This window comes from Streptomyces sp. NPDC005551, assembly GCF_042871785.1.
Lineage (GTDB): Bacteria > Actinomycetota > Actinomycetes > Streptomycetales > Streptomycetaceae > Streptomyces.
This window is the reverse complement of the sequence record NZ_JBIAJE010000009.1, coordinates 381,401-407,516: the sequence shown is the minus strand read 5'-3', so window position 1 is coordinate 407,516 and position 26,116 is coordinate 381,401. Positions and strand designations below refer to the sequence as shown.

Sequence of the window (26,116 nt, the reverse complement as noted above, 5' to 3'; positions counted from 1 at the left end):
GCGGATCTGTGCAAGGGCCAGTAATAGGGGAGTTGGGCATGGCTCAGGGCACCGTCAAGTGGTTCAACGCGGAGAAGGGGTACGGCTTCATCGCGGTCGACGGTGGTGCGGACGTCTTCGTGCACTACAGCGCGATTCAGATGGACGGCTACCGCACCCTTGAAGAGGGTCAGCGAGTGGAGTTCGAGATCTCGCAGGGCCAGAAGGGTCCGCAGGCGGACATGGTCAAACTCGCCGTCTGATCTCGGCGCGATCGGCCACCGACGCACGTATTCACTCACGTCGAGGGGTCCGTATCCCATCAGGGGTACGGGCCCCTCGGGCGTTCCCCGACCCGGCCGCGACGAGGCCCGCGGCGGGGCGACCGGGAGGCCGGGACGGTGTTGTGGCAGCGCGTGCGGGAGGTTGGGACGGGTGCCGTCCCGGGGCGTGCGGGCGCGTGGGAGTGCTCCCGGCGGGGTCCGCGCGCCCCCTGGAAGGGGCTCACTGCGGGGGAGCGTCTTGCACTCTCGGGGGTCGAGTGCTAATCATTGGCGTTAGCACTCTGAAGGTGAGAGTGACAACGAAGGACCGGGTCGGCGAGGCCCGCAGGCCATGTGGGGCAAGGAACCACGAGGCAGGCAGGCCGTCCGTCGCGGGCGCCAGCGCGGTCCGGAGCAATCCACCCCAGTCCGGGAGGACCACTTCACATGGCCAAGATCATCGCGTTCGACGAGGAGGCACGGCGCGGTCTCGAGCGCGGGATGAACCAGCTCGCCGACGCCGTCAAGGTCACCCTTGGTCCCAAGGGTCGCAACGTCGTCCTCGAGAAGAAGTGGGGCGCCCCCACGATCACCAACGATGGTGTTTCCATCGCCAAGGAGATCGAGCTCGAGGATCCGTACGAAAAGATCGGCGCCGAGCTGGTCAAGGAAGTCGCGAAGAAGACCGACGACGTGGCCGGTGACGGCACGACGACCGCGACCGTCCTGGCCCAGGCGCTGGTCCGCGAGGGCCTGCGCAACGTCGCCGCCGGCGCCAACCCGATGGCTCTGAAGCGCGGTATCGAGAAGGCCGTCGAGGCCGTCTCCGGTGCCCTGCTGGAGCAGGCGAAGGATGTCGAGACCAAGGAGCAGATCGCTTCGACGGCCTCCATCTCCGCCGCCGACACCCAGATCGGCGAGCTCATCGCCGAGGCGATGGACAAGGTCGGCAAGGAAGGCGTCATCACGGTCGAGGAGTCCCAGACCTTCGGTCTGGAGCTCGAGCTCACCGAGGGCATGCGCTTCGACAAGGGCTACATCTCGGCGTACTTCGCCACCGACATGGAGCGTATGGAGGCCGTCCTCGACGACCCGTACATCCTGATCGCCAACTCGAAGATCAGCAACGTCAAGGACCTGCTGCCGCTCCTCGAGAAGGTCATGCAGTCGGGCAAGCCGCTGCTGATCATCGCCGAGGACGTCGAGGGCGAGGCCCTGTCGACCCTGGTCGTCAACAAGATCCGTGGCACGTTCAAGTCCGTCGCCGTCAAGGCTCCGGGCTTCGGTGACCGCCGCAAGGCCATGCTCGGCGACATCGCCATCCTCACGGGCGGCGAGGTCATCTCCGAGGAGGTCGGCCTCAAGCTGGAGAACGCGGGCATCGACCTGCTCGGCCGTGCCCGCAAGGTCGTCATCACCAAGGACGAGACCACGATCGTCGACGGCTCCGGCTCCGCCGACCAGGTCGCCGGCCGGGTCAACCAGATCCGCGCCGAGATCGAGAACTCCGACTCGGACTACGACCGCGAGAAGCTCCAGGAGCGTCTGGCGAAGCTGGCCGGCGGCGTGGCCGTCATCAAGGCCGGTGCCGCCACCGAGGTCGAGCTCAAGGAGCGCAAGCACCGCATCGAGGACGCCGTTCGCAACGCGAAGGCGGCCGTCGAGGAGGGCATCGTCGCCGGTGGTGGCGTGGCCCTGCTGCAGGCCTCCTCGGTCTTCGAGAAGCTGGAGCTGACGGGTGACGAGGCGACCGGCGCGAACGCCGTGAAGCTCGCCCTGGAGGCCCCGCTCAAGCAGATCGCCGTCAACGGCGGTCTCGAGGGCGGTGTCATCGTCGAGAAGGTCCGCAACCTGCCCGTCGGCCACGGCCTGAACGCCGCGACCGGTGAGTACGTGGACATGATCGCCGAGGGCATCATCGACCCGGCGAAGGTCACGCGCTCTGCCCTGCAGAACGCCGCGTCCATCGCCGCGCTGTTCCTCACCACCGAGGCCGTCATCGCCGACAAGCCCGAGAAGGCCGCCGCAGGCGGCGCCCCGGGTGGCATGCCGGGCGGTGACATGGACTTCTGATCCTCGCGGATCAGGCTCGTCCTTTCCGAGGGCGGCACCCCTTTCCGGGGGTGCCGCCCTCGGGCGTTTCCGGGGTGCGGCGGCCGATCCGTGGCCGGGATCACACCGAGGTGGGCCGGGGGCCCGGAATGCCGTGGGCAACGGGGCCGTTACCGGGAGGGTGGGTCGATGCACGTGCACATACCCACCGGAATGCCCCGTCCTGACCCGCCGTCCAGAGGAGCCCCCACGTGAGCGCCGATTCCGCGTCCCGCGCAGCCGAGATCCTGTCCCGTCCCGTGTCCCTGAACGGTCTGACGGTCCCGAACCGGATCGTGATGGCACCGATGACCCGGCAGTTCTCGCCGGGCGGCGTCCCGGGGGAGGACGTGGTGGGCTACTACTCCCGGCGCGCCGCCGCCGGCGTGGGCCTCATCGTGACCGAGGGCACGTACGTCGGCCACGAGTCCGCGGGTCAGAGCGACAGCGTGCCGCGGTTCCACGGCGAGGAGCAGCTGGCCGGCTGGACGAAGGTCGCCGACGCCGTGCACGCGGCGGGCGGCACGATCGTGCCGCAGCTGTGGCACATCGGCATGGTGCGCCGGGCCGGTGAGCCGCCGTTCGCGGACGCCCCGGCGATGGGTCCCTCCGGCATCCACGCCGAGGGTGCCGAACCCAAGGGCCGGGCCATGACCCAGCGGGACATCGACGACGTCGTCGAGGCGTTCGCGAAGGCCGCCGCGGAGGCGGAGCGCATCGGCTTCGACGGCGTGGAGCTCCACGGCGCCCACGGTTATCTGCTCGACCAGTTCCTGTGGGCCGGCACCAACCGGCGCACCGACGCCTACGGCGGGGACCCGGTGGCCCGCGCGAAGTTCTCCGCGGAGATCGTGGCCGCGGTCCGCGCCGCCGTCTCGCCCGAGTTCCCGGTCCTCTTCCGCTACTCGCAGTGGAAGCAGCAGGACTACGACGCCCGGCTCGCCGAGACGCCGGAGGAGCTGGAGGCGATCCTCGCCCCGCTCGCGGCGGCCGGAGTGGACGTCTTCCACGCCTCCACGCGCCGCTACTGGGTGCCCGAGTTCGACGGCTCCGACCTCAACCTCGCCGGCTGGACGAAGAAGCTCACCGGCAGGCCCGCCATCACCGTCGGCTCGGTCGGCCTGGACGGCGAGTTCCTCAAGTCCTTCCAGGGCGAGGGTTCCTCCGTCCGCGGCATCGACGACCTGCTCGACCGGCTGGAGCGCGACGAGTTCGACCTCGTCGCGATCGGCCGCGCCCTGCTCCAGGACCCGGAGTGGGCGGCGAAGGTCCTGGCCGGCCGCTCCGACGAGCTGAAGGCGTACGACGCGGCGGCGCTGGGCACCCTCAGCTGAGCCGGCGCCGGGCACCCTCGGCCTTCCGGGGCCTGCGCCCGGGTCGGCCTTCCGGGGCTAGTACCCGGGTCGGCTGAGCCGGGGCTCGCGCCCGGGCACCCCGGTCACAGGTTTCCCATCGGCTCGATGTCGATCTTGACCGGGGTGCCCCAGATGCGCAGCACCTCGTAGTCGGTGAACTCGTGGACCAGGCGGTAGGCCATGCCGGGGCGGGGGGACCTGCGCTCGGCGGCCAGGTAGCGCTCGGCCTCGTGCCGGTCGCGGCGAGGGGTGCCGCAGAGCTGCCACGCCTGGCCGTTCCACACCTCCGGCAGCCAGCGCTGCTGCGGCTCGGGCCGGTCGGCGCGGACGCCGTAGCGGGACTGCGTGCGGTCGGGGGACTCGCCGGAGCCGGTGGGGCGGCCGTGGGCGTAGGCGCCGTTGACCTCGGAGCGGCGGGCGGCGCGGCGCCGGGTCTCGCACAGCAGGCACAGGTCGACGGCGCCCTTGTCGACGGGGCCGGTCGGGTGCTCGGCGCAGCGCGTCGTCGGCACCGCCGTCGTGACCGTGTCCTCGAGCAGGTCGAGGGCCCGCTTCAGATCGGCCTTGACCTCGTGCAGCTTCGCGTCGGGACTGTCGGCGCCGAGGGCGTCGCCGTGCTCGCCGAGCAGGCGCAGGGCGCGGCCGAGAGCGGTCAGCTGTGCGTGGTTCATGGGCGTGCGGTGTCCCTCCCCGGGCGGAGTGCTGTCCTACGCAGAATCGCACACGCCGCCGAACCGGTGGTCCGGCCCGCTGCTCACCGCGGGGCGGCGCCCGCGGTCACCGCGGTGCCGCCGGGCCGCTCGACGGCACCGAGCCCGAAGAAGTAGGTCGCGCCGAAGCCAACCAGATAGCCGGTGAGGAGGCCGCCCGCGTAGATCGCGGCGGTCAGGGTCAGGCTCCGGTTGCCGGACAGGAGCGGGAACAGGGCCCAGCCGGAGGGGCCGATGGCCGTCGACCCGACCCGGTCGCCGAGCATCGAGAAGAACCCGACGAAGGCGCCGCCGGCCGCGCCGCCCGCGCAGGCGGTCACGAACGGCCGGCCGAGGGGCAGCGAGACGCCGTAGACGAGCGGCTCGCCCACCCCCAGCAGGCCCGCCGGGAGCGCCGACCTGATCGTCGTGCGCAGCGTCCGGTCGTGGCGCAGCCGGACGTAGACCGCGAGGGCCGCGCCGACCTGGCCCGCGCCCGCCATCGCGAGGATGGGCAGCAGGACGGTGTAGCCCTGCTGGTCGATGAGGGTGGTGTGGATGGGGATCAGCGCCTGGTGCAGGCCGAGCATCACCAGCGGCAGGAACAGGCCGCCCAGGATCAGCCCGGCGAAGGCGCCGGTGCGGCCGAGGAGCCAGTCGGCCGCGGTGCCGATCGCCGAGGAGACCTCTCCGGCCGCGTACATGAGGCCGTAGATCGTGACCAGGCCGGCCACGAGCACGGTGACGGTCGGGGTCAGCAGGACGTCGAGTGCGTCCGGGACCCGGCCGCGGCACCACTTCTCGACGTACGTCGCGAGCAGGGCCGCGGCCAGCGCCCCGAGGACGCCGCCCTGCCCCGGGGAGAGCGTCGTGCCGAGGACCGTCACCTTGGCGACTCCCGCGTGGACGACGATCGCTGCGGCGGCGCCGCCGAGGACCGGGGTGCCACCGAACTCCTTCGCGGTGTTGAGGCCGACGAAGACGGCGATCAGCGCCATGAAGCCGGAGGCGACGGCGGTGAGGGCTGGGGTGAGGGAGGCGAGCAGTCCGAGGTTCACCAGCAGGCCGTTGAGGCCCGCGATGATGCCGCAGCCGATCAGGGCCGGGATCAGCGGGACGAAGATGTTCGCGACGCGGCGCAGCAGGAGCCGGAGCGGAGTCGCGTTGCGCTCCCGCCGGGCGGCGCGCAGTTCCGCGCCCCGGTTCTCCAGGGCGCCGGCGGCCGTGGGGCTCGCGGCGACGAGTGCAGCGAACTCGGGGGTGACGCGGGCGACCGCGCCCGGTCCGAGCACGATCTGGTACGTGTCGTCGTCCACGACGCCGAGGACGGCGGGCAGTGCCCGCAGCGCGTCCTCCCGCACCAGGGTCCGGTCCCGCAGACCGAGACGCAGACGGGTCATGCAGTGGGCCACGGACGTGACGTTCGCCGCGCCCCCGACGAGGGGGAGGAGCGCGGCGGCGGTGGCGCGGGCGGTGGCTTCAGTGCTCATGCGGGGCCTTGCTGTGCGGGGGTGCGACGCCTGGCGCCCATGGTGCCGCCCGCACGCAGGCCCGCCGCCGCGGCGCGCGGACGACGGTCGGGAGAAGTCCGGGGCCTGCTGGGGCTGCGCGCCGGGAGGCTCCGGGGCCTCCTGGGGCTGCGCACCGGGTACTCCGCCCCGGACCGGGGTTCGGGGTCACGCCCGCCGGCGGCTCCGGGGTGCCCTCCCGGTGCCGGGGGCGTCCCGGCGCCCGGACAGGCCCTAGGTGCGGGTGGCGGTCAGGGCCGTGCGCAGGTGGCCGTCGGCTGCTTCCAGGAGACGGGTCGCCGTGGGGGCGTCGACGTCGCCCAGGATCGTGAGGATGGCGGTCTTGACCTCGCCGTCCGTGGCGGCGAGGGCCGACTCGATCTCCTTGTCCGAGGCGCCGGTCGCCAGCGCGACGATGCGGCGGGAGCGGGCCCGCAGCTTCTCGTTCGAGGCGCGTACGTCGACCATCAGGTTCCCGTACGTCTTGCCGAGGCGGATCATCGTGATCGTCGAGAGCATGTTGAGGACGAGCTTCTGGGCGGTGCCCGCCTTCAGGCGGGTGGAGCCGGTCAGCAGCTCGGGGCCCACCACGACCTCGATGCCGTGGTCCGCGGCGGCGGCGAGCGCGCTGTGCGCGTTGCAGGACAGCCCCACCGTCAGCGCACCGCGCGCACGGGCGTGCTCGACCGCGCCGACCGCGTACGGGGTGCGGCCGGACGCCGAGACGCCGACCACCGTGTCGTCGGAGGTCAGGGCCAGCGCCTCCAGATCGGCCGCGGCCAGCTCCCGGGAGTCCTCCGCTCCCTCGACCGAGGTGACCATCGCGCCGGGGCCGCCCGCGATCAGGCCGACGACCTGGGCGGGGTCGGTGTTGAACGTGGGCGGGCACTCGGAGGCGTCCAGCACGCCGAGCCGTCCCGCCGTGCCCGCGCCCGCGTAGATCAGCCGGCCGCCGCGGGACATCCGCTCCGCGATGGCGTCGATCGCGGCGGCGATGAGCGGCAGCCGGGCGGCGACCGCGGCCGGCACGGAGGCGTCCTCGCCGTTCATCAGCCGGGCGATCTCGGCCGTCGGCAGCCGGTCGATCTCGGACAGCTCGGGGCGGAACGCCTCGGTGGTCAGGGTTTCCAACTCCGCGACCAGATCGCGGTGGTTGTCGTCGTCCGGCTCGCGGCCGTCGGCGTCGCGCAGGTCGCGGTGGTGGGAGGAGGCGTCGGCGGTGGAGGTCATGTGGAGCGGCTCTTTCCGGTGCTTTCCGTACGTACGGGCTGGGCGTACGCACGTTCCGTGGATGCGTCGTCGGAGCTACGGCGGGCGGACGGGGGCGGGAGGCGCACGGGTCAGTGTGTCAGCGGTGGGAGCCGCGGGCGCTGTGGCGGTGCGCCAGCGCCTCGTACGAGGCGGACAGCGCGGGCGCCGCCGTCTCGTACGTCCGCTGGGCGACCCCCACGAACAGGCAGTCCACGACGAGCAGTTGACTCGTGCGGGACGACATCGCCGCGGGCCGCAGCTCGCTCTCCCGGGCCGTCGACGTGGTGAGGATGTGGTCCGCGTACTGCGTGACGGGTCCGTCCGGGCGGCCGGTGATCGCGACCGTCGTCGCCCCGCGCTCGAAGGCGACCCGGAGGGGTTCGATGACGTCGCCGGTCGAGCCCGAGTGCGTGATGGCTATCGCCACGTCCTTGGCGCGCAGCTGCACCGCGTTGGTGACGGCGAGGTGCGGATCGCTGTGCGGGTGGGCTATGAGCCCGATGCGCAGCAGCTTCTGGGCGAGGTCCTGGGCGACCAGGCCGGAGGCGCCGACGCCGTAGATGTCGACGCGGCGGGCGGCGGCGAGCGCGGTGACGGCGGCGCCGAGCTGGACCGTGTCGAGGCCGGCCGCGGTGTCGGCGAGGGTCTGCTGCTCGTCGTAGGCGAGTTTGGCGACGACGTCGGCGATCGGGTCGTCCACCGCGATGTCCGCGGTGACGGCGGGGGCCCGGCCGGACTGCTGCTGGGCGGCCAGGCCGGCGAGGGCGAGGCGCAGGTCCCGGTACCCCGGGTAGCCGAGGAGGCGGGCGGTGCGCACCACCGTCGCCTCGCTGGTGCCGGTGAGTTCGGCGAGGCCGGTGACCGTGAGGGCCGCGCAGCCCGCCGGGTCGCCGGCGACGGCCTCGGCGACGCGCTGCATGGAGCGGGTCATCGACGGGGCGAGCGTGCGCACCTTGGCCGCGAGGGCGGCGGGGGCGGGCGGCGCCTCCCCGGCGAAAATTTCCTTCACGTCATGGGTCACCTTTGAAAGATATTTTCCGTTGGGGTATGCGGTCAAGGGTGCGCACAATGGGTGCATGGACCCCATCAGCCCCCTGGAACAGGCGCTGCACGCGGCGCGCGCGCTCGTGCTGGCCGACCTGGTCGCGGGCGAGGTCGCCGAGGCGGACGTCGTCTCCCTCGTGGAGGAGTCGGTCGCCCGGCGCCGCTGGTGGGTCGAGCAGTGGCCGGAGGGCGCGGGCTATGTGGCGGGCCTGGTCGCCCAGGACGTCCAGGACGCCCTGCTGGACCGGTACGGCCGGTGGCCGCTGTGTCCGGCCTGCGGTTCGGGTGACCCGCACGCCCTCGACGTGGAGCCCGAGTTGGGGCCGGACCCGCACTGGGTGTGCCACAAGGCCGGGGTGAAGGTGGCGCCGGTGGGCTCGCTGGGCTCCGCCGTCGGCGGGAACCCCTCGCCGTGACGGTGTACATCGATCCGCCCGCCTGGCCCGGTCACGGGCGGATGTGGTCCCACCTGGTGAGCGACGTGTCGTACGACGAACTGCACGCCTTCGCCGAGCGGTTGGGTGTCCCGCGGCGCGCTTTCGAGCGGGACCACTACGACATTCCCTCGCACCGGTACGCCGACGCGGTGCGGGCCGGCGCGGTGGAGGTCGGCAGCCGCGAGGTGGTGCGGCTGCTGCGCGGTTCCGGGCTGCGCAGGCCCAAGAGGTGGGCGGGCCGCGGCTGAGGCGCCCGGGGCGTCAGGCCTCGGTGCGGACCGGACGCGGGGACGCGCCCGCCCCGGCGACCACGCGCGAGGTCCGGGTACGCCGGTGCAAGCGCAGTGAGACGAGCACCACGGCGAGCCCGGCCAGTGTCAGTGCCGCGCCCGCCCACGCCGTCGACGCGTAGCCGTGGCCCGCGTCGATGACGGTGCCGCCGAGCCAGGGCCCGCCGGTGTTGCCCAGGTTGAAGGCGGCCGTGACCGTGGCGCCGGCCAGGGTGGGGGCGGTGCTCGCGAGGTTGAACATCCGGGCGTTCAGCGCCGGGGCCGTGTAGAAGCAGGTGACGCCGAGGACGAAGGAGAGGACGGTCGCGGCGACCGCGTACCGGCCGAACAGCGCGAGGGCGACGAGCACGACGGTCGACGCGGTGATGCCGCTGACCAGCACCCCGAAGAGGTGCGCGTCGGCGAAGCGGCCGCCGATCGTCGTACCGATCAGCGCGCCGACGCCGAACAGCGCCAGCACGGTCGGGACCCAGCCGGCGTCCAGGCCCGCCACGTCCGTGAGGAGCGGGGAGAGATAGCTGAACGCGCAGAAGACACCGCCCGCGGCGAGCGCGGTGACGGTGACCGACAGCAGGACCTGACGGTCGCGGTAGATGCGCAGTTCCCGCTTGAGCTGCGGCTTCTCGTCCGGCACCGGGATGCGGGGGATGAGGGTGGCCACCCCGGCCAGCGCGACCGCGGAGGCCGCGCCGACGGCCCAGAAGGCCGACCGCCAGCCCAGGTGCTCGCCGAGGAAGGCGCCGGCCGGGACACCGAGGACGTTCGCGATCGACAGACCGCCGATCATCACGGCGAGGGCGCGGGCCCGCGCGGTCACCGGCACCATCGCCACGGCCACCGCGGCGCCCACCGCCCAGAAACCGGCGCAGGCCAGCGCGCTCACCACGCGGGACGCGAAGAGCACGCCGTACGTCGGGGCGAGCGCGCCCGCGACCTGGCCGAGGCCGAAGACGGTGATCAGCGCGAGGAGGGTGGTACGGCGCGGCAGCCGCAGTGTCGCCACGGCGAGCAGGGGCGCGCCCACGACCATGCCGATCGCGAACGCGGAGATCAGCAGCCCCGCCTGCGGGATCGTGACGCCCATGTCGTCGGCGATGGGCGGGAGCAGCCCGGACAGCATGAACTCGCTCGTGCCGAGGGCGAACACGGAGAGCCCGAGGATGTAGACGGCGAGGGGCATGCGGGGACGATCGGCGGGTGCGGGCACATCAGGGTGCAACCGAGGCGGACGGGAGCGCATTCCCGTCCGGGGCGGCTGCCCCGCCCCGGATTACCCCGGACCACCCCGGTCCACGGCTCGGGTCACTGCGTGCCGGGGGATCGGGCTGCCCGGAACCGGCCCGCTGGTCGGACCGTCGGTGGGAAGGGGGGCCGCGCGTGTGGCCGTCGTCCGTGGGGCGGGGTTACGGAGTGAGTGTCTCCAGTTCTCGGCGGAGGTTCTCGTGGGCCCGCGTCTCCCATTCGCGCTGTCCGTGCGGTGTGCGGAACAGTCGGGGCAGGGCGAGGAGTTGGCGCAGGACCGCCGCCCGGCCGGTGCGGAAGGCGTCCGGCGGGACGAAGGCGTACTCCTCGCGGACGGCGGCCGTGTAGGCGGCGTACGCGTCCGGGGGCGCGGCGAGGATCGCGAGGTCGGCGTCGCACAGCACGGCGCCGTTCGCGTCGTCGGCGTGGGGGTCGTGGGTGACCGTGAGCCGCACCAGCCGGGCGACCTCGGCGGTGCGGGCCTCCTCGACGCCCAGCTCGGGCAGGGCACGTTCGGCGAGCCGGGCGGAGCGTTCCTCGTTCGTCGACCGGTCCGGCAGGTAGACCGCGTCGTGGAACCACGCGGCCAGCCGCACCGCGGCCGGATCGGCGGCGTACGCCTCCAGGACGTCGATGCGGTCCAGGACCGCGACGAGGTGATCGGTGGTGTGGTACCGCCGCCTGGGCTCGGCCCACCGGCGGAGCAGGTTCTCGGCGTAGGGGCGGGGATCGTGCGCCTGCCCGTCCGCGAGGGCCGGGTCCGGCGTCCGGGCCGCCGTGATGGTCTCGGTCCAGCGCCGCGCCAGGTCCTCGTACGCGGGATGCCGGTCCGCGGGTGCCGCCGCGCCTGTCGCCGGTCCCGCCCCTGTCTCTTCCTCAGCCATGCCGTTCATTGTCCTCGGCGCCCCCGGTGGCCGTCCCCACGGCCTGCTTCAGGGACGGCGCGGCGGGCCGCGCCACTCGCGCGATCTTCTCGCGGACGCACACCCTCCGGGCGTAGTCTGGATTGGACTAGACCTGTAGCCGTCCAAGGGAAGAGGTCCTATGAGCAAGCGTGCGGTCCTGGAGGTGATCGCCCTCGACGTCGAGGACGCCGTCGCCGCCCAGGCTGGAGGCGCCGACCGGCTCGAACTGGTCGCCGACATGGCCGCCGACGGGCTCACTCCCGCGGTGGAGACGTTCGCCGGGATCCGCGCCGCCGTCGACCTCTCGCTGCGCGTGATGCTGCGGCTGACGGACGGGTTCGAGGCGGGCGGCCCTCGGGGGACCGCCGCGCTCGTACGGACCGCGCGCGACCTGCGGGCCGCGGGCGCCGAGGAGTTCGTGCTCGGGTTCCTCGACGAGCACGGCGGCCCCGACCTGGCCGTCGTGGAGCGGCTGGCGGCGGAGCTGGACGGCTGCCGGTGGACCTTCCACCGCGCGATCGACCGGGCGGCCGACCGCGACGCCCTGCGCAAGCAGCTGGCGGACCTGCCGGGCCTCGACGCCTACCTGACGGCGGGCTCGGCCGCCGGGGTCGACGACGGGCTGCCCACGCTGGTCGCGGAGGCGGCCCGGCGCGGTGAACCCGGCTACGAGCCGCGGATCCTCGTCGGCGGCGGCCTGCGCCTCGACCACGTCCCCCGGCTGCGCGCCGCGGGCGTCGACGCGTTCCACATCGGCGGCGCGGCCCGCCCCGCCGGCTGGACCGCGCCGGTCGCCGCGGAGGCGGTCCGGGAATGGCGGACGGCACTGGACGCGTAGCGCGCCCCACGGCATGTCTCCACCGGCCCGGACGTACCCGGCGGTCAGGCCGGGGCCGGGCGGCGGCGGCAGGGCCAGGACAACCGCCCGCCGGGCGCCGTCGGTTCAGGCGAGCTGGGGTGGCAGCGGGGCCGTGTGCGTCACCGTGAGGCCCGAGACCGCTCGGGTCAGTGCCACGTACAGGCGGCGCAGGCCGGTGCGTTCGTCCGGCTCGCCGTCGACCACGGCCCGCGGCTCGTCCAGGACCACGTAGTCGTACTCCAGACCCTTGGCGAGCGAGGCCGGCACGAGGGTGAGCCGGGTGTCCGGGGTGGTCTCCTCGCCCGGCCCCAGGAAGGTGATGCCGGCCGCCGTCAGCGCCTCGGCCAGCGCCGGGACCCGGGCGTCGGCGGCGATCAGCCCGATCGACCCCTCGTTGCGCAGCGACTCGGCGCAGGCGGCGACCACGTCACCGTCGCCCGTGACGGCCCGCACCTCGAAGGACCCCGGGTTCTCCCGCACCGACGCCACGGGCGCGAGCCCCGGCGCGATGTGCGGCAGCAGGCGGGACGCGTACGTGATGACGTCCGCGGGGACACGGAAACCCGCCGTCAGCTCCTCGACGACCGCCTCGCTCTTGCCCAGGTGCGCCAGCGCCTCCTGCCAGCTCCGCGTCGCCCACGGCGTCGTCCCCTGCGCCAGGTCGCCGAGGACGGTCGCCGACCCGGTGGAGCAGCGCCGCCCCACCGCCCGGTACTGCATCGGCGACAGGTCCTGCGCCTCGTCGAGCACCACGTGCCCCAGCGAGTGCGTGCGCCGGACGAGATCGGTCGCCTCGTCGATCAGCACCGCGTCCGCGGCGGACCACTTGGCGCTCTTCACGCTGCGCACCGGCTTCGCCCAGAGGACCGCCTTCTGCTCGTCCTCGTCGAGGAGGCCCCCGGCGTGCTCGGCGAGGAAGTCCGCGTCGGACAGCAGCCGCAGGACCAGCTTCGCCGGGTCGACCGGCGGCCAGATCGCCTTGACCGCCGCCTTCACGGCGCTGTTGCGGGCGACGGCGTCCTGCACCCGGTCGTCCGGCGCCTCGCCCGCCCGCTCCATCTGGACGAGCACGGCGTGCGCGATGCGCTGCGGAAGGGCCTCGCCCGCGGCACCGTAGCGGATGTCGCGTTCCGTCAACTGGCGCACGATCTCCTCGAGTTCGTACACCGGTACGCGCCAGCGCCGGGAGCCGCGCACCACCACGACCGGCTCGGTGGGCTGCGTGATGTGCGAGCGGACCGCCCGGCGCAGCACCTCGGCCATCCGCGCGTCGCCCTTGACCACGGCGGCCGTGGCGTCGTCCGTGCCCCGTACCTCCACGTGCGCGACCAGGTCGTCGACCGTGGCCTGCTTGACCTCCAGCTCGCCCAGCGCCGGGAGGACCTGCTCGATGTAGTGCAGGAAGGACCGGTTCGGGCCGATGACCAGCGTGCCGGTGCGGGCGAGCCGGTCCCGGTGCGCGTACAGCAGATACGCGACCCGGTGCAGGCCCACGGCGGTCTTTCCGGTGCCGGGGCCGCCCTGCACGCACACCGAGCCGGACAGGCCCGCCCGGACGATCTCGTCCTGCTCGGGCTGGATGGTCGCCACGATGTCGCGCATCGGGCCGACACGGGGCCGCTCGATCTCCTGCTGGAGCAGCTTGCTGGTCCCCGCCGCCTCGGCCGGGTCCAGGAGGTGCTCGTCCTCGTACGCCGTGAGATCGCCGCCGGTGTAGCCGAAGCGGCGGCGCAGGGCGACGTCCATCGGGTCCTTCCCGGAGGCCCGGTAGAACGGCTGGGACACCGGGGCACGCCAGTCGATGACCATCGGGTCCCCGTCGGCGTCGTGCACGTGCCGCCGCCCGATGTAGAAACGCTCACCCGCCGCGCCCTCGGCCCGCTCGGCGCCGGGAGCGTGCAGGTAGTCGAGGCGGCCGAAGAACAGGGGGGTGTGGCTGAGGTCGGCGAGGGCCTTGATGCGCTCGTCGATCTGGTTCTGCAGGACGACCGCGTTCACCCAGTTCGCGGTGACGTCCTTGATGTCGAGTGACTGCACGTCCTCCCGCATGGCACGCAGAGCGGCACGGGAGTCGGCGAGGTGCGTCCGCTCACGGACGAGCGGATCGTCGGAACCTTCGGGCATGGGGGACACGGGTGTTGCCTCCGGGGAACGGGCTGCGTCGCTGACGGTCTGCCGGCCGGTTTCCGTCCGGACGGCGGCACTCCGTGAAGGGAGGCGGGCAAGAGCGGAGATCTTAGGCGAGGGGAGGGTGCGGGTGCCAGCGAATTGTCGGGGACCCCTAGGTGGTGACGCCCAGGCCCTAGGGGGCACGGGGGGCGGGGTCCCTCCCGGGGTGGAGAGGGGGCGCCCGCCAGGCGTACGGGAGGGGCGCCGAGGTTACATCGGAAGACCGACGTATCCGCTGTGTCCCGATTCCATGATGGAAGCATGAGTGCAGCGACCTTCACACCCCACCACCTCCCGCCGAGCGGGGCCACCGCCCTCGACGGCGGCCATCACCCGCACCGTCTCGGCGACGCCCTGCGCGCCCTCAAGGTCTTCGCGACCGCGGCCGTCGGCGTCGTCCTCCTCGGCGAGTACGGCGAGGAAGCGGGCGTCCACCGCAGGTGAGCGCCGGCCGGCCCCGCGCCTCACCACCGGTGAGCGCGCACCGGCACCCGCGCGCCGGCCGGTGAACCGTTGCCCGCGCCCGCCCGCCTGCCGCCGGTGACCCGACGCCCGCGCCGCGCGTCCGCCGCCGGTGCCCCGCCCCGAACCGCCCTTGCGCGACCGTCCCCGTGAGGGGTGTCCCAGGTCGTGTCCCAGGTCGGACCCGCGCGGACACTAGGGTCCCTGCGTGACTCGACGGAATGTAACCCTCCGACCACCCACCGCATCCACCCCATCCGCCGTACCCACCGCATCCGCCGCACCCGCCGTCGCGGCCGCGAGCGCCCTGCTGGTGGTCTCCCTCGCCGCCTTCGTCGCGCTGTGCGTCCTCCAGCGCGCGCCCATGGCCGACGCGTTCGTCTACCGCGCCGAGGGCGCGGCCGTCGTCGCCGGCGGCGACCTGTACGGCTTCACGGTCACCGAGTGGCACCTGCCCGCCACCTACCCGCCGTTCGCGGCGATCCTGTTCGTGCCGACCGCCTGGCTCCCGCCGCTGGCGCTCAAGGCGGCGTTCGTCGCCGGCAACACCGCGCTGCTGGCCCTGCTCGTCCGGCTCTCCTGCCGCCTCGCCGGACTGCCCGCGGGCGTCCCCCTGGTGTGCGCCGCCACCGCCGGGGCCCTGTGGCTCGAACCCGTCTTCCAGACCGTGCTGTTCGGGCAGATCAACCTCGCGCTCGCCTGTCTCGTCCTGTGGGACCTCACCCGCCCGCCGGGCGCCCCCGGCAGAGGCGTCGCCGTGGGGATCGCGGCCGGTGTGAAACTGACCCCCGCCCTCTTCGTCGCGTACCTCCTGTTCACCCGGCGCACCCCGGTACGGCCACGGGTACGGACCCGGGAGGGGCTCACCGCGCTGGGCTCCTTCCTCGGCACCGTCCTGGCCGGCGCGCTCCTGCTGCCCGCCGCGAGCGTCGACTTCTGGACCCGCCGCCTCTTCGAGACCGACCGGGTCGGCAAGGTGTGGATCGTCGACAACCAGTCGGTGCAGGGGCTCGTCGCGCGGGCCCTGGGCGACCCCTCGCCGGGCCCCGCCTGGGCACTCGTGGCCGTGCCGGCCGGCTGCGCGGGCCTCGCACTCGCGTGCCGCGCCGCCGACGCCCGCCTCGGTGTCCTGCTCACGGCCTTCACCGCGCTGCTGGTCTCACCGGTCAGCTGGTCCCACCACTGGGTGTGGTGCGTACCGCTGCTGGCGGTCCTGCACGCCCGGGGCCGCACCGGCCTCGCCGTGCTGAGCGCCGCCGTCTTCACCGCCCGCACCCTGTGGCTGGTCCCGCACCGGGGCGACCTGGACCTGCGCCTGCCCTGGTGGCAGCAGCCGCTCGCCTCCCCCTACCCCCTGCTGGCGGCGGCCCTCCTGACGGCGGCCTGGCTCACCCTGCGCGGGAACCCGGCACCGGATGAGTACGCCGGACCGCCCCCGCTGAGTATTCGCACCGGTGCGCCGGCACCCCGCGCGACGGTGAACTGTCCGCATGACGACACCGCACCTCGCGTCCCCACCCGCCACGGCACGGCCGGCGAACCCGTCCGCCGCGGATGAACCGCACCGCAGGGCCTGGATCGCGCCGCTCACGGCGTCGCTGCTCCTGCTGCTCCTCGGTCCGGCCGCCCTCTTCCTCGGCGGCCTCTCCGCCATGGCCACGGACAGTTGCGGCCCCGACCACTGCTCCCCGGCCCTGATGGACAGCCTGTCCTGGATCTACGGGATCCTCTCCTACGGCGGCCCGGTCACCACCGTGTTCCTGGTCCTCGCCTGGGCGCTGCCCTGGAAGCGGCGCTGGGCGGGCACCCGCGCCTGGGCCGCCTGCGCGGCCCTGCTGCCGCCCGTGACGGTCATCTTCCTGGTGCTCGCCCTGCCCGCGCCCTGACGGGTCAGCTGCCCGCCAGCAGCTCGTCCGCGTCGACGATCCGGTACGCGTACCCCTGCTCCGCCAAGAAGCGCTGGCGGTGCGCCGCGAAGTCCTGGTCGATGGTGTCGCGGGCGACGACCGAGTAGAAGTGCGCCTGGTGGCCGTCGGCCTTCGGACGCAGGACGCGGCCGAGGCGCTGCGCCTCCTCCTGCCGCGAACCGAAGGTGCCCGACACCTGGATGGCCACCGTGGCCTCCGGCAGGTCGATCGAGAAGTTCGCCACCTTCGACACCACGAGCACGCTGATCTCGCCCTGCCGGAACGATTCGAAGAGCTTCTCCCGCTGCGCGTTCGACGTCTCGCCCTTGATGACGGGCGCGTCCAGGTGCTCGCCCAGCTCGTCGAGCTGGTCGATGTACTGGCCGATGACGAGGATCTGCTGCCCGGCGAACTTGCGCACCAGCGCCTCCGTGACCTTCCGCTTGGTCGCGGTGGTCGCACAGAACCGGTACTTCTCCTCGGTCTCGGCGGTGGCGTACGCGAGCCGCTCGGAGTCGGTCAGATTGACCCGCACCTCCACGCAGTCGGCGGGCGCGATGTACCCCTGCGCCTCGATCTCCTTCCACGGCGCGTCGAACCGCTTGGGCCCGATCAGCGAGAAGACGTCCGACTCCCGGCCGTCCTCCCGGACCAGCGTCGCCGTCAGCCCGAGCCGGCGCCGCGCCTGGAGATCGGCGGTGAACTTGAAGACGGGCGCGGGCAGCAGATGCACCTCGTCGTAGACGATGAGCCCCCAGTCACGGGAGTCGAACAGCTCCAGGTGCGGATAGACGCCCTTCCGCCGGGTCGTCAGCACCTGGTACGTGGCGATGGTGACCGGCCGGATCTCCTTGCGCGTACCGCTGTACTCGCCGATCTCCTCCTCGGTCAGCGACGTCCGCTTCACCAGCTCGTGCTTCCACTGCCGGGCCGAGACGGTGTTCGTGACCAGGATCAGGGTGGTGGCCTTCGCCTGGGCCATGGACCCGGCGCCGACCAGCGTCTTGCCCGCCCCGCAGGGCAGCACGACCACACCCGAGCCGCCGTGCCAGAAGTTCTCCACGGCCTGCTTCTGGTACGGGCGCAGCGCCCAGCCGTCCTCCGCCAGCTCGATCGGGTGCGCCTCCCCGTCGACGTACCCGGCGAGGTCCTCGGCCGGCCAGCCCAGCTTCAGCAGCGTCTGCTTGATCTGCCCGCGCTCGGAGGGGTGCACGGCGACCGTGTCGGCGTCGAGGCGGGCGCCGACCAGCGGCGCGACCCGCTTCGACCGCAGGATCTCCTCCAGCACCGGCCGGTCCGTGGTCGTCAGGACGAGCCCGTGCGCCGGATGCTTGCTGAGCGTCAGCCGCCCGTAGCGGTCCATCGTCTCGGCGATGTCCACGAGCAGCGCGTGCGGCACGGGATAGCGGCTGTACTGCACGAGCGCGTCCACGACCTGCTCGGCGTCATGGCCCGCGGCACGCGCGTTCCACAGCCCGAGCGGCGTCAGCCGGTAGGTGTGGATGTGCTCCGGGGCCCGCTCCAGCTCCGCGAACGGCGCGATCGCCCGACGGCACTCGTCCGCCCGCTCGTGGTCGACCTCCAGGAGCAGGGTCTTGTCCGACTGGACGATGAGGGGTCCGTTCACGCGAGTGCCCTTTCCGGTCCCGGCCCGCATCCGACGCGTGCGGCCAAACGTCCAGTGTGCCGTACCGGCGGGCGATCACGTCGAGGTCGGCCTCAGGGCTGGTCCTCCGCCAGCTCCGCGACGCCGGTGACGCGGTGCAGGGGATAGGTGCGGACCTCGTCCGCCGTGTGGTCGTACGCCGTCACGAAACCGCCCTCGACCCGGACGGGCGCGATGACGCGCTGGCTGGCGGCGCCCTCGGCGTTGACGTAGCCGATCCACAGGGACTCGCCGGTCAGGACCGCGGCCTGCATCGTGGCGAGGGTCTCCGCGGCGCTCGTGCGGGGCAGCTCGCCGCCCGTGACGGGGGCGGCGTCCGGAGCCGTCCTGCGCGGCGCCGTGGCGGCCAGGTCACCGGCGCGGACTGCGCGGATCGCGGCACCCAGCAACGTGGCGTCGGGGACCGGCGGGCCCTCCGGGACCGGCTGGGGGGCCGTGCGCGGCGGCGTGCGACGGGCGTGGGCGCGGGTGATCAGGACGTCACCCTCGGCGGACTCGGCGGCGGGCGCGAAGCCCATCGCGCGCAGGCCGTCCAGGAGCGCCGCCGGATCCGCCTGGGCGGCGAGGACGGTCGGCGCGAGACGGCGCAGCCGCAGCCCGGCCGAGCGCTTGTCGGCGAGGATCTCGTTCAGCACCGCGTCGTCGTCGCAGCGGACGTACGCCGAGGCCGCGCCGATGCGCAGATGGCCGTGGCGGCGCGCCACGTCGTCGATCAGATAGGTGAGCGGCTGCGGCACGGGTGTACGCGCGTGCTCGGCCAGGAAGGCGTGCAGGTCCGACGCCGCCCGGCCCGCGTCCAGGGCCCGCCGCACCGACCCCGGCGTGAACCGGTACACCGTCGCGCCGCCCTTCGACTCCACGTCCGCGAGCACCCCGAGCATGTCGGCCAGCGGACGCCGCAGCGGCCCGGGCGCGACCGCCGTCAGGTCGGCCTGGAGCAGGACGTGGTCCAGCGGCTCCGGCAGGAGCGGCGCGAGGAGCCGGGCCGCGTGGGCGGCGTCCGCGGCCTGCTCGGCGGGCGTGCGGACGGGCCGCGGGGCGGTGTCCGGGGGCTGGTGCGGACGGGCGGGGAGCCCGCCACCGGGACCGGACGGCCCGGCCTCCGAGGCGGCGTCCACCTCTCGTGCGGTCCCGCTGGTCCCGGACGTCCCGGGGGTCTCGCTGGTCCCAGCCGCCCCAGGGGTCTCGGTGGTCCCGGCCGTCCCTGCGGTCTCGGTGGTCCCGGCCGCCCCAGGGGTCCCGGAGGTCCCGGCAATCCCTGCGGTCCTAGGGGTCCCGGAGGTCCCTGCGGCGTTCGCGGTGTCCGAGGCGCTCGCGGCCCCGGCAACCCCGGCGGCCCCGGCGGCCCCGGCGCTCTCAGCCACCCCAGCCGCCGCTGCGGTATTCGCGGCCCCCGCGGCCGGTAGTCCGAGCAGCGCCCGCCCGTGCGAGGACAGCGCCCCGCGCCCCGTCACGCCCAGGGACTCGGCCTCGGACAGCGTCCACCGGGCCAGCCGCGTGCGCAGATCGTCGTCCTGCGCCGACTGGGCGCCCCGCAGCGGACGCTCCCAGTGAAGGCGGGACAGCAGGGACTCCGCGTCGGGCGACGCGCCCTCGGGCAGCGTGCCGAGGAGGGCGAGGACACGGTGCCGGACCTCCGGAGCCGCGGAGCGGTCAAGACCGGGGCCGAGCGCCGAGAGCGTACGGTCCTTGGCGTCCCGTCCGCCGACCAGACCCGGTGTGCGGGTCGCCGCCAGCCAGGCCCCGGCCAGCCGCGCCCAGCGCTCCGCGGAGGGCAGCTCCAGCCATTCGTCGTAGGCGGGCGTGGCCGCGTACCGCTCGTCGGCGTCACCGTCCGACGCCAGCAGCCCGGCCGCGTAGGCCAGTTCGACCCAAAACGCGGCCACCGGCTCCGGCACGTCCAGCGCGACCGCCGTCCGCTTCAGGTCGCGCACGCTCAGCCCACCCGCGCGCAACACCGCCGGGCCGCCCTCGTCCCAGTCCTTCAGCAGCTCCTCGACGGTCGCGAGCGCGGTGTACGCCTGGCCCGCCGCCGTCGCGTCCACCATCGCCGGACGGTGCGCCGCACCCGGCTCCACGGCCGGCGGCACCGGCTGCGTCTCGCGGTGCGCGCGGCCCGCCCGCAGATGCAGGGCGACCTCCCGCGGCAGGACGACCGTGCCCGGCGCGGTCGGCAGCAACAGCCCCCGGTCCAGGAGCAGCCGCAGCCGGGGCGCCGGATCGGCGGTCACCTGGCCGTACGGCGGTCCCCAGACCAGCCGGGACAGCACCTCCAGCGAGTCCGCCGGAATCCCGTCCAGCAACGCGGACATCCGCGTACGGTCCGTGAACAGCTCCGTCAACGCCGCGACGGCCGACACCGAGTCGTGCGTGGTCGCCAGACCCGCCGCCGTCACGATCTCCTGGATCCGGCCCGGCGACATACCCGACGCGGCCTCCGCCACCGTCGGCCCGAGACCCGTCGGGGACGGATGCTGCGCGGACGGCGCGAGCAGCTCACGAGCGGTACGGACCAGACGGAGACGGTCGTCCGCACCCCACACCAGCGCCTGCTCGCGCAGCGTGCCCAGAGCACGGGGGAGCGCCTGCGCGACCACCGGGTCACGGTCGTCGCCCGCCATCAGCCCGAGCAGTTCGCCGTACGCCGCCGGTTCCGGCGCCACCGCCAGCGCCTCCGCCGTCTGCAGCGCGAAACGGTCCAGCCGCTCCAGCGCCCGCACGACGGACGCGCGGGTACCGGCCCGCGTCGCCAGCTGGGTGAGATCCGTGGGGACGGGCGTGATGAGGTCCGGGCGGGCACGCAGCAGCGCGGCCAGGGAGGCGTCGTCCCGCGCACGGAGGGCTTCCGCCAGGGAGCGCGGTGCGTTCCCCGCGGGTGCGGACTCCGTCGTGGGCTGCTCCTCGGTGCTCATCCGGCCAACGGTAGCGGTTCCGCTTGTCCGAGGGCTCCGCCCCCGGACCCCCGGATCACCGCGGCACGCCCGCCCTCACCCACCGGACCGGCCGGGACCTGCCACCGGCGAGGACCCCTGTGGCCGGGGGTAACGGCCCCCGGGGGCGGAGCCCCGAAGCGGCACGCGACGGGCGGCGACAGGCAAAGACCCGGTACCGTCGGGGACGCGGGGTAACCAACACACGCGCCCCGGAGGGGACTTCGTGGGGATCGAGAGTGATCAGCTCGTCTTCGACTATCTGAGCCGGGTCGGCGACCTGGCCCAGCAGCGGCAGCTGCCGTCCGCGACACGGATGCGGCTCGTGTCGGAGCTGCGCGGCGAGATCGACCGCCGCCGGGCGAAAGCGCCGGTCGACACCCCCGCGTCCGTCCGCCGCATCCTCACCCGCCTCGGCACCCCGGACGAGGTCGTCGCCACCGCCGCCGACGGGGCCACGGGCAGCGGTACCGCCGCGGACGAACCGGATACCCGCGCCGCCGTTCCCGCCCAGCGCACCCGCCCACAGCGCACCCACGACAAGCGCGAGCACCCGGCCGACGACCGCCCCCGTGGCCTGCGCCGCGTCGTCCCCCGCCCGCGCCCCGCTGCGGAACCGGAACCGGAACCCGCCGAAGCACCCCGCGACGCCCCGTCCCCGCCGCACCTGGCCGGCACCCACGAACTGGGCGACAGCGCCACGCAGCCCGACTGGTGGCGCGTGGACGGCACCACCTTCGGCCCCGGCGAGAGCGTCCCCGGATTCGTCGGCGGCGTGGAGATCCCCGAGATACTCAAACCACCGCCGGGGAAACCCGAACCCACCGACGAGGACCCGCCCCCCGCCCTCCCGGGCCGGACCCGCACCCCGGCCGCGACGGAGCAGGACGTGGAGGCGGCGCCCGCCCGCCGTCGCCGCCTGCCCCGGCTCGCCGGCCGGCGCAACCCGCTGCTGCTGCTCGCCGCCGCCCTTCTCGTCGCGGGCGCCGCCCTCGGCAACTGGATCGCCCTCGGTCTCGGCTGGCTCATCGCCTACACCTCACGCCGGCTGACCCCCGCCGAGGCGAAATGGGCGGTCCTCGTGCTGCCGGGCCTCGCCGCCACGGCCGGAATCGGCTGGCTCTGGGGGCGCACGGAGGGCCGCTGGGGCGATCCCGTCGCCGACGGCCACCTGGGCGACGCGATGGCCGGCACCTGGCCCTGGGTGGTCCGCGGCGCCGCCGTCACCTCGGCGCTCTACCTGGCCTGGCGTTCCCAGCGCCCGCGGTAGCGGCGGAATCCGGAGGGCCCCCTCCGACGGGCTCGGCACAATGGCCCGTATGACTTCGCGCCCGCCGACCGTCGGCTTCGACCTCGACATGACCCTGATCGACTCCCGCCCCGGCATCCACGCCTGCTACCGGGCACTTGCCGCCCGGACGGGGACGTACATCGACTGCGACCTGGTCGTCACCCGGCTCGGGCCGCCGCTCGAGGACGAGCTCTCGAACTGGTTCCCGGCCGAGCGGGTCGCCGCCGTCGCCGACCTCTACCGTGAGATGTACCCCACACACGCCATCACCGGCTCCACCGCGATGCCCGGCGCCCGCGACGCCGTCGACGCCGTACGGGCGGCGGGCGGCCGCGCCGTCGTCGTCACCGCCAAGTGGGAGCCCAACGCCAAGCTGCACCTCGAACACCTGCGCATCGACGCGGACGCGGTCGTCGGCAACCTGTGGGCCGAACAGAAGGCGGACGCGCTGCGCGAGCACGGCGCGAGCGTCTACGTCGGCGACCACACCGGCGACGTCCGCGGCGCGCGCCGCGCGGACGCGTACTCCGTCGCCGTCGCGACCGGGCCCTGCGACGCGGCGGAGCTGACCGCGGCGGGCGCCGACGTCGTCCTCACGGACCTCACCGAGTTCCGGGCATGGCTGAGGAGCCACACGGCCGGCTGAGACCGCGCGTTCGCGCGTTCGCGCCGCGCCCCGGACCGCTCCGCCTGCGGCTGCCGAGCTACGGCTGCCGTGCGGCGCGGGCCCGGCGGCGCCCCGCCGCGAGCGACTGGAACAGCCCGCCCCCGGCCATCAGGAACCCGACGCCCATCAGCATGCTCAGGCCGAACATGTACGTCGGAAAGGGCGTCGTGCCGAGCAGCAGCGGGGCCACGGTGACCAGAGTGGCCACGGCCCCGACGAAGAAGACGATCGCACCGGCACGGATCAGCCAGTCACCGGGCTCCGCGGAATTCGCTTGGGTTTTGTCACGCACCCGACCAGGGTAGTTCCCAGCGCAGAGGAACCGTCCGGCGACGTCTTGTCACCGGCCCCGGGACCATTAGCCTTGGTACCGGCGGGTCCGACGACCCGCTGTAGTGCTGTCCGGGCCGGTTTCCGGGCAGTCGCCCGCGCAGTTGTCCCAGCAGTTTTCCGAGCAGTTCCCGACGAGTACGAGGACGAGGACAGACGGTGCCCACCGGCAAGGTCAAATGGTTCAACAGTGAGAAGGGCTTCGGCTTTCTCTCCCGGGACGACGGCGGCGACGTCTTCGTCCATTCCTCGGTCCTGCCCGCCGGAGTCGACGCTCTCAAGCCGGGCCAGCGCGTGGAGTTCGGCGTCGTCGCCGGGCAGCGTGGCGACCAGGCGCTCTCGGTGACGGTCCTGGACCCCACCCCCTCGGTCGCCGCCGCGCAGCGCCGCAAGCCGGACGAACTGGCGTCCATCGTCCAGGATCTGACGACCCTCCTGGAGAACATCACGCCGATGCTGGAGAAGGGCCGCTATCCCGACAAGGCCTCCGGTCACAAGATCGCAGGCCTGCTGCGCGCGGTCGCCGACCAGTTGGACGTGTAGCCCGCCCCGTCCGGCCGGCTCCCGGCCGGTCGTGTCTCCGGCCGGCTCCCGGCCGGTCAGCTCACGGGAAGTCCAGCGCGTCCGGGCCGAGGGGCGGCACCAGTCCCTCGGCCGCCGCTCGCGTGAGCAGCCCGCGGACCGCGGCGTAGCCGTCCTCACCGAGGTCGGCCGTGAACTCGTTGACGTACAGGCCGATGTGCTGGTCCGCGACGGCCGGGTCCATCTCCTGGGCGTGTTCCAGGACGTAGGGGCGGGAGGCCAGCGGGTCGTCCCAGGCGGCGCGGACCGAGGCGCGTGCCGAGTCGGCGAGCCGGCGCAGCCGTTCCTCGCCCAGCGACCGCCTGGCGATGATCGCGCCCAGCGGGATCGGCAGACCCGTGGTCCGCTCCCAGTACTCGCCCAGGTCGGTGAGCTTGTGCAGCCCGTAGTCCTGGTACGTGAACCGGGCCTCGTGGATGACCAGTCCCGCGTCGACCTTCCCGTCCCGTACGGCGGGCATGATCTCGTGGAAGGGCATGACGACGATCTCGCCGACCCCGCCGGGCACCGTGTCCGCCGCCCACAGCCGGAACAGCAGGTACGCCGTCGACGTCTCGCTGGGCACGGCGACCGTGCGGCCGGTGAGTTCCCCGGGCTCCCGGGTCAGCACCAGCGGGCCGCATCCCCGCCCGAGCGCGCCGCCGCACGGCAGCAGCGCGTACGTGTCGAGTACGTACGGCAGCACGGCGTACGACACCTTCAGCACGTCGAGTTCGCCGCGCTCGGCCATGCCGTTGGTGAGGTCGATGTCCGCGAAGGTCACGTCGAGCGGCGGGGCGCCCGGGACGCGGCCGTGGGCCCAGGCGTCGAAGACGAAGGTGTCGTTCGGGCAGGGCGAGTAGGCAATCCGCAGGGGCGTGGCGGGTGCGGCGGGCTCAGTCGGTGCGGTCATGTCGGTTCCAACTCTCCAGTACGGGCGCGAGCTTCCCGAAGGCCTCGGTGAGGGCCGCGAGGGCGTCCCCGATGCGCCAGGCGGCCCGGTCGCGCGGGCCGACGGGATTGGAGACGGCGCGTATCTCCAGTACGGGCACGCCGTGCAGGGCGGCGGCCTCCGCGACGCCGAAGCCCTCCATCGCCTCGGCGAGTGCGCGGGGGTGCCGGCCGCGCAGTTCGGCGGCGCGGGCGGCGGTCCCGGTCACGGTGGAGACGGTCAGTACGGTGCCGGTGGCCGCGCCGGTGGCGGCCGCGGCGTCCCGTACGAGTGTTTGTGGCGGACGGTGGGTGACGGTCCCGAAGCCGAGAGCGGTGACGGGGACGAAACCGTCCGCGGTGTCCGCGCCGAGATCGGCGGCGGTGATCTCGTCGGCGACGACGAGCGAGCCGACGGGTGCGCCGGGCTGGAAGCCGCCGGCGATGCCCGCGCAGACGACGAGGTCGTACGGGGCTCCGGCGAGCGTGGCCGCGGTGAGGGCGCCGGCGGTGGAGGCGGCGGCGAGGGCGGGACCGACGCCGGCGGCGAGCAGGTCGTGGCCCGGCGCCCGGCGCAGGGTCAGCCCGGGGAGCGGGACGTCGTGCGGCGGGGCGGTGCGGCCCCGGAGCGTGAACGCCCGGGCCACCGCGTCCCGTTCGGCGGGGACCGCGGTGGCCACCAGGACACGTGCGTGAGACGTGCCCGGGAACTCTTCGGCGGACGTGATCAGGCGTCCTTCTTCAGCTTGAACGACCACAGGCCGGTCACCGACTTCTCGTCGCCCTGCTGGACGGAGATCAGCGTCGAGTTGCCGCTCGCGCCGTACTGCTCGTTGAAGAACACGCTGCCGGGAATCGTGCGGTAGGTCTTCTTGCTGGAGTCGGTCAGCGGGCGGCCGTTCATCAGGATCGTCCAGCCCTTCTCGGCGACGTCCGGGTCGACACCGAAGCGCACGGTCTCGTCGGGGTCGACCTTGATGGTCTTGATGTCCTTGGACTTCAGGCACTTCGCCAGCTCGGAGGTCTTCACCGTCTTGCCGTCGCCGTAGCAGTCGGTCTCGGAGCTCACCGAGTTCTTGCCCACCGTGACGGTGGTCAGCGGCGTCGGCTTGTCACAGGCGGACAGGGCGAGAAGCCCGGCGGAAACGGCGCCGACGGCGGCGACGGCGCGACGGCGGCGCGCAGCGGAACGCAGGGAGGTCATGGCCGAAGGCTATCGGGCACGTCCACCGGTCTCCCCACGTGGGGTGCGGCGTGCCGCGGGGAGCCGCACGCGCGCTGTCCGGGTTC

25 protein-coding genes are annotated in these 26,116 nt (G+C 73.9%); 12 read left to right on the top strand and 13 right to left on the bottom strand.

Annotated features, from left to right (window positions below):
• The first annotated feature begins 38 nt into the window (after positions 1–38).
• From ACFYP4_RS26975 to ACFYP4_RS26965, 3 genes are all read left to right on the top strand, one after another.
• Positions 39–242, top strand: coding sequence for a cold-shock protein (locus tag ACFYP4_RS26975; protein ID WP_005315736.1), 204 nt, complete (start codon positions 39–41; stop codon positions 240–242).
• Between the two features lie 447 nt (positions 243–689).
• Positions 690–2,315: a chaperonin GroEL gene (gene groL / locus ACFYP4_RS26970; RefSeq protein WP_358854279.1), complete on the top strand. Its 1,626-nt coding sequence runs from the start codon at positions 690–692 to the stop codon at positions 2,313–2,315.
• A 230-nt stretch (positions 2,316–2,545) separates the two neighbouring features.
• Positions 2,546–3,667 carry an NADH:flavin oxidoreductase gene (locus ACFYP4_RS26965; protein ID WP_388788734.1) on the top strand — a complete coding sequence of 374 codons (1,122 nt, stop codon included), beginning with the start codon at positions 2,546–2,548 and terminating at the stop codon, positions 3,665–3,667.
• A 104-nt stretch (positions 3,668–3,771) separates the two neighbouring features.
• On the opposite strand, the gene ACFYP4_RS26960 is transcribed toward ACFYP4_RS26965, so the two are convergent.
• The 4 genes from ACFYP4_RS26960 to ACFYP4_RS26945 all read right to left on the bottom strand — a co-directional run bounded on the left by ACFYP4_RS26960 (position 3,772) and on the right by ACFYP4_RS26945 (position 8,157).
• A complete protein-coding gene (locus ACFYP4_RS26960) occupies positions 3,772–4,359 on the bottom strand; it encodes a hypothetical protein (RefSeq protein ID WP_358854281.1) in 588 nt (195 codons plus the stop codon).
• 83 nt (positions 4,360–4,442) lie between these two features.
• On the bottom strand, positions 4,443–5,867 hold the full coding sequence (locus ACFYP4_RS26955; RefSeq protein ID WP_388788730.1) for a PTS transporter subunit EIIC: 1,425 nt from the start codon (positions 5,865–5,867) through the stop codon (positions 4,443–4,445).
• A 252-nt stretch (positions 5,868–6,119) separates the two neighbouring features.
• Complete coding sequence (gene murQ / locus ACFYP4_RS26950; protein WP_358854283.1) at positions 6,120–7,115, bottom strand: N-acetylmuramic acid 6-phosphate etherase; 996 nt, start codon at positions 7,113–7,115, stop codon at positions 6,120–6,122.
• Between the two features lie 118 nt (positions 7,116–7,233).
• Positions 7,234–8,157, bottom strand: coding sequence for a MurR/RpiR family transcriptional regulator (locus ACFYP4_RS26945; protein WP_358854284.1), 924 nt, complete (start codon positions 8,155–8,157; stop codon positions 7,234–7,236).
• A gap of 55 nt (positions 8,158–8,212) precedes the next feature.
• On the opposite strand from ACFYP4_RS26945, the gene ACFYP4_RS26940 reads away from it, so the two are divergent.
• Both ACFYP4_RS26940 and ACFYP4_RS26935 read left to right on the top strand, forming a co-directional pair.
• A complete protein-coding gene (locus ACFYP4_RS26940) occupies positions 8,213–8,596 on the top strand; it encodes a hypothetical protein (protein ID WP_358854285.1) in 384 nt (127 codons plus the stop codon).
• Positions 8,593–8,865: a DUF4031 domain-containing protein gene (locus tag ACFYP4_RS26935; protein ID WP_358854286.1), complete on the top strand. Its 273-nt coding sequence runs from the start codon at positions 8,593–8,595 to the stop codon at positions 8,863–8,865. The genes ACFYP4_RS26940 and ACFYP4_RS26935 overlap by 4 nt, the downstream gene beginning before the upstream one ends.
• A gap of 13 nt (positions 8,866–8,878) precedes the next feature.
• On the opposite strand, the gene ACFYP4_RS26930 is transcribed toward ACFYP4_RS26935, so the two are convergent.
• Positions 8,879–10,087: a Cmx/CmrA family chloramphenicol efflux MFS transporter gene (locus ACFYP4_RS26930; protein WP_388788726.1), complete on the bottom strand. Its 1,209-nt coding sequence runs from the start codon at positions 10,085–10,087 to the stop codon at positions 8,879–8,881.
• Between the two features lie 223 nt (positions 10,088–10,310).
• The gene (locus ACFYP4_RS26925) at positions 10,311–11,042 is read right to left on the bottom strand and encodes a hypothetical protein (RefSeq protein ID WP_388788723.1); all 732 of its coding nucleotides are present in this window, start codon (positions 11,040–11,042) and stop codon (positions 10,311–10,313) included.
• 151 nt (positions 11,043–11,193) lie between these two features.
• Between ACFYP4_RS26925 and ACFYP4_RS26920 the strand changes: the two genes are divergently transcribed.
• On the top strand, positions 11,194–11,892 hold the full coding sequence (locus ACFYP4_RS26920; RefSeq protein WP_388788720.1) for a copper homeostasis protein CutC: 699 nt from the start codon (positions 11,194–11,196) through the stop codon (positions 11,890–11,892).
• Between the two features lie 105 nt (positions 11,893–11,997).
• Here the strand turns inward: ACFYP4_RS26920 and ACFYP4_RS26915 are convergent, their stop codons facing one another.
• On the bottom strand, positions 11,998–14,037 hold the full coding sequence (locus ACFYP4_RS26915) for an ATP-binding domain-containing protein (protein WP_358854290.1): 2,040 nt from the start codon (positions 14,035–14,037) through the stop codon (positions 11,998–12,000).
• A gap of 306 nt (positions 14,038–14,343) precedes the next feature.
• On the opposite strand from ACFYP4_RS26915, the gene ACFYP4_RS26910 reads away from it, so the two are divergent.
• From ACFYP4_RS26910 to ACFYP4_RS26900, 3 genes are all read left to right on the top strand, one after another.
• Positions 14,344–14,526: a hypothetical protein gene (locus tag ACFYP4_RS26910; protein ID WP_358854291.1), complete on the top strand. Its 183-nt coding sequence runs from the start codon at positions 14,344–14,346 to the stop codon at positions 14,524–14,526.
• Positions 14,527–14,851: 325 nt separating this feature from the next.
• Entirely contained in the window at positions 14,852–16,102 is a 1,251-nt protein-coding gene (locus ACFYP4_RS26905; RefSeq protein WP_388788820.1) for a glycosyltransferase 87 family protein, read from the top strand.
• Positions 16,035–16,430: a hypothetical protein gene (locus ACFYP4_RS26900; RefSeq protein ID WP_358854292.1), complete on the top strand. Its 396-nt coding sequence runs from the start codon at positions 16,035–16,037 to the stop codon at positions 16,428–16,430. Before ACFYP4_RS26905 ends, ACFYP4_RS26900 begins: the two co-directional genes overlap by 68 nt.
• Before the next feature lie 4 nt (positions 16,431–16,434).
• Here the strand turns inward: ACFYP4_RS26900 and ACFYP4_RS26895 are convergent, their stop codons facing one another.
• On the bottom strand, positions 16,435–18,078 hold the full coding sequence (locus ACFYP4_RS26895) for a DNA repair helicase XPB (RefSeq protein ID WP_358854293.1): 1,644 nt from the start codon (positions 18,076–18,078) through the stop codon (positions 16,435–16,437).
• A 92-nt stretch (positions 18,079–18,170) separates the two neighbouring features.
• The gene (locus ACFYP4_RS26890; protein ID WP_388788715.1) at positions 18,171–21,029 is read right to left on the bottom strand and encodes a helicase-associated domain-containing protein; all 2,859 of its coding nucleotides are present in this window, start codon (positions 21,027–21,029) and stop codon (positions 18,171–18,173) included.
• A gap of 244 nt (positions 21,030–21,273) precedes the next feature.
• On the opposite strand from ACFYP4_RS26890, the gene ACFYP4_RS26885 reads away from it, so the two are divergent.
• A complete protein-coding gene (locus ACFYP4_RS26885) occupies positions 21,274–22,317 on the top strand; it encodes a hypothetical protein (RefSeq protein ID WP_358854295.1) in 1,044 nt (347 codons plus the stop codon).
• 40 nt (positions 22,318–22,357) lie between these two features.
• On the top strand, positions 22,358–22,984 hold the full coding sequence (locus ACFYP4_RS26880) for an HAD family hydrolase (RefSeq protein ID WP_388788712.1): 627 nt from the start codon (positions 22,358–22,360) through the stop codon (positions 22,982–22,984).
• A gap of 58 nt (positions 22,985–23,042) precedes the next feature.
• Here ACFYP4_RS26880 and ACFYP4_RS26875 read toward each other — a convergent pair whose 3' ends face one another.
• On the bottom strand, positions 23,043–23,297 hold the full coding sequence (locus tag ACFYP4_RS26875; protein WP_358854297.1) for a hypothetical protein: 255 nt from the start codon (positions 23,295–23,297) through the stop codon (positions 23,043–23,045).
• Positions 23,298–23,494: 197 nt separating this feature from the next.
• Here ACFYP4_RS26875 and ACFYP4_RS26870 point away from each other — a divergent pair, with 197 nt between their 5' ends.
• Positions 23,495–23,878 (top strand): cold-shock protein, encoded by a 384-nt coding sequence (locus tag ACFYP4_RS26870; protein WP_358854300.1) that lies wholly within the window; start codon positions 23,495–23,497, stop codon positions 23,876–23,878.
• Positions 23,879–23,939: 61 nt separating this feature from the next.
• Here ACFYP4_RS26870 and ACFYP4_RS26865 read toward each other — a convergent pair whose 3' ends face one another.
• The 3 genes from ACFYP4_RS26865 to ACFYP4_RS26855 are packed head-to-tail and all read right to left on the bottom strand — an operon-like array spanning position 23,940 to position 26,030.
• The gene (locus ACFYP4_RS26865) at positions 23,940–24,809 is read right to left on the bottom strand and encodes a 1,4-dihydroxy-6-naphthoate synthase (protein WP_358854301.1); all 870 of its coding nucleotides are present in this window, start codon (positions 24,807–24,809) and stop codon (positions 23,940–23,942) included.
• Positions 24,793–25,584, bottom strand: a complete 792-nt coding sequence (locus ACFYP4_RS26860; protein ID WP_388788707.1) for a futalosine hydrolase — start codon at positions 25,582–25,584, stop codon at positions 24,793–24,795. Before ACFYP4_RS26860 ends, ACFYP4_RS26865 begins: the two co-directional genes overlap by 17 nt.
• Entirely contained in the window at positions 25,554–26,030 is a 477-nt protein-coding gene (locus ACFYP4_RS26855; RefSeq protein ID WP_358854302.1) for a DUF2771 domain-containing protein, read from the bottom strand. The genes ACFYP4_RS26860 and ACFYP4_RS26855 overlap by 31 nt, the downstream gene beginning before the upstream one ends.
• Positions 26,031–26,116: the final 86 nt, after the last annotated feature.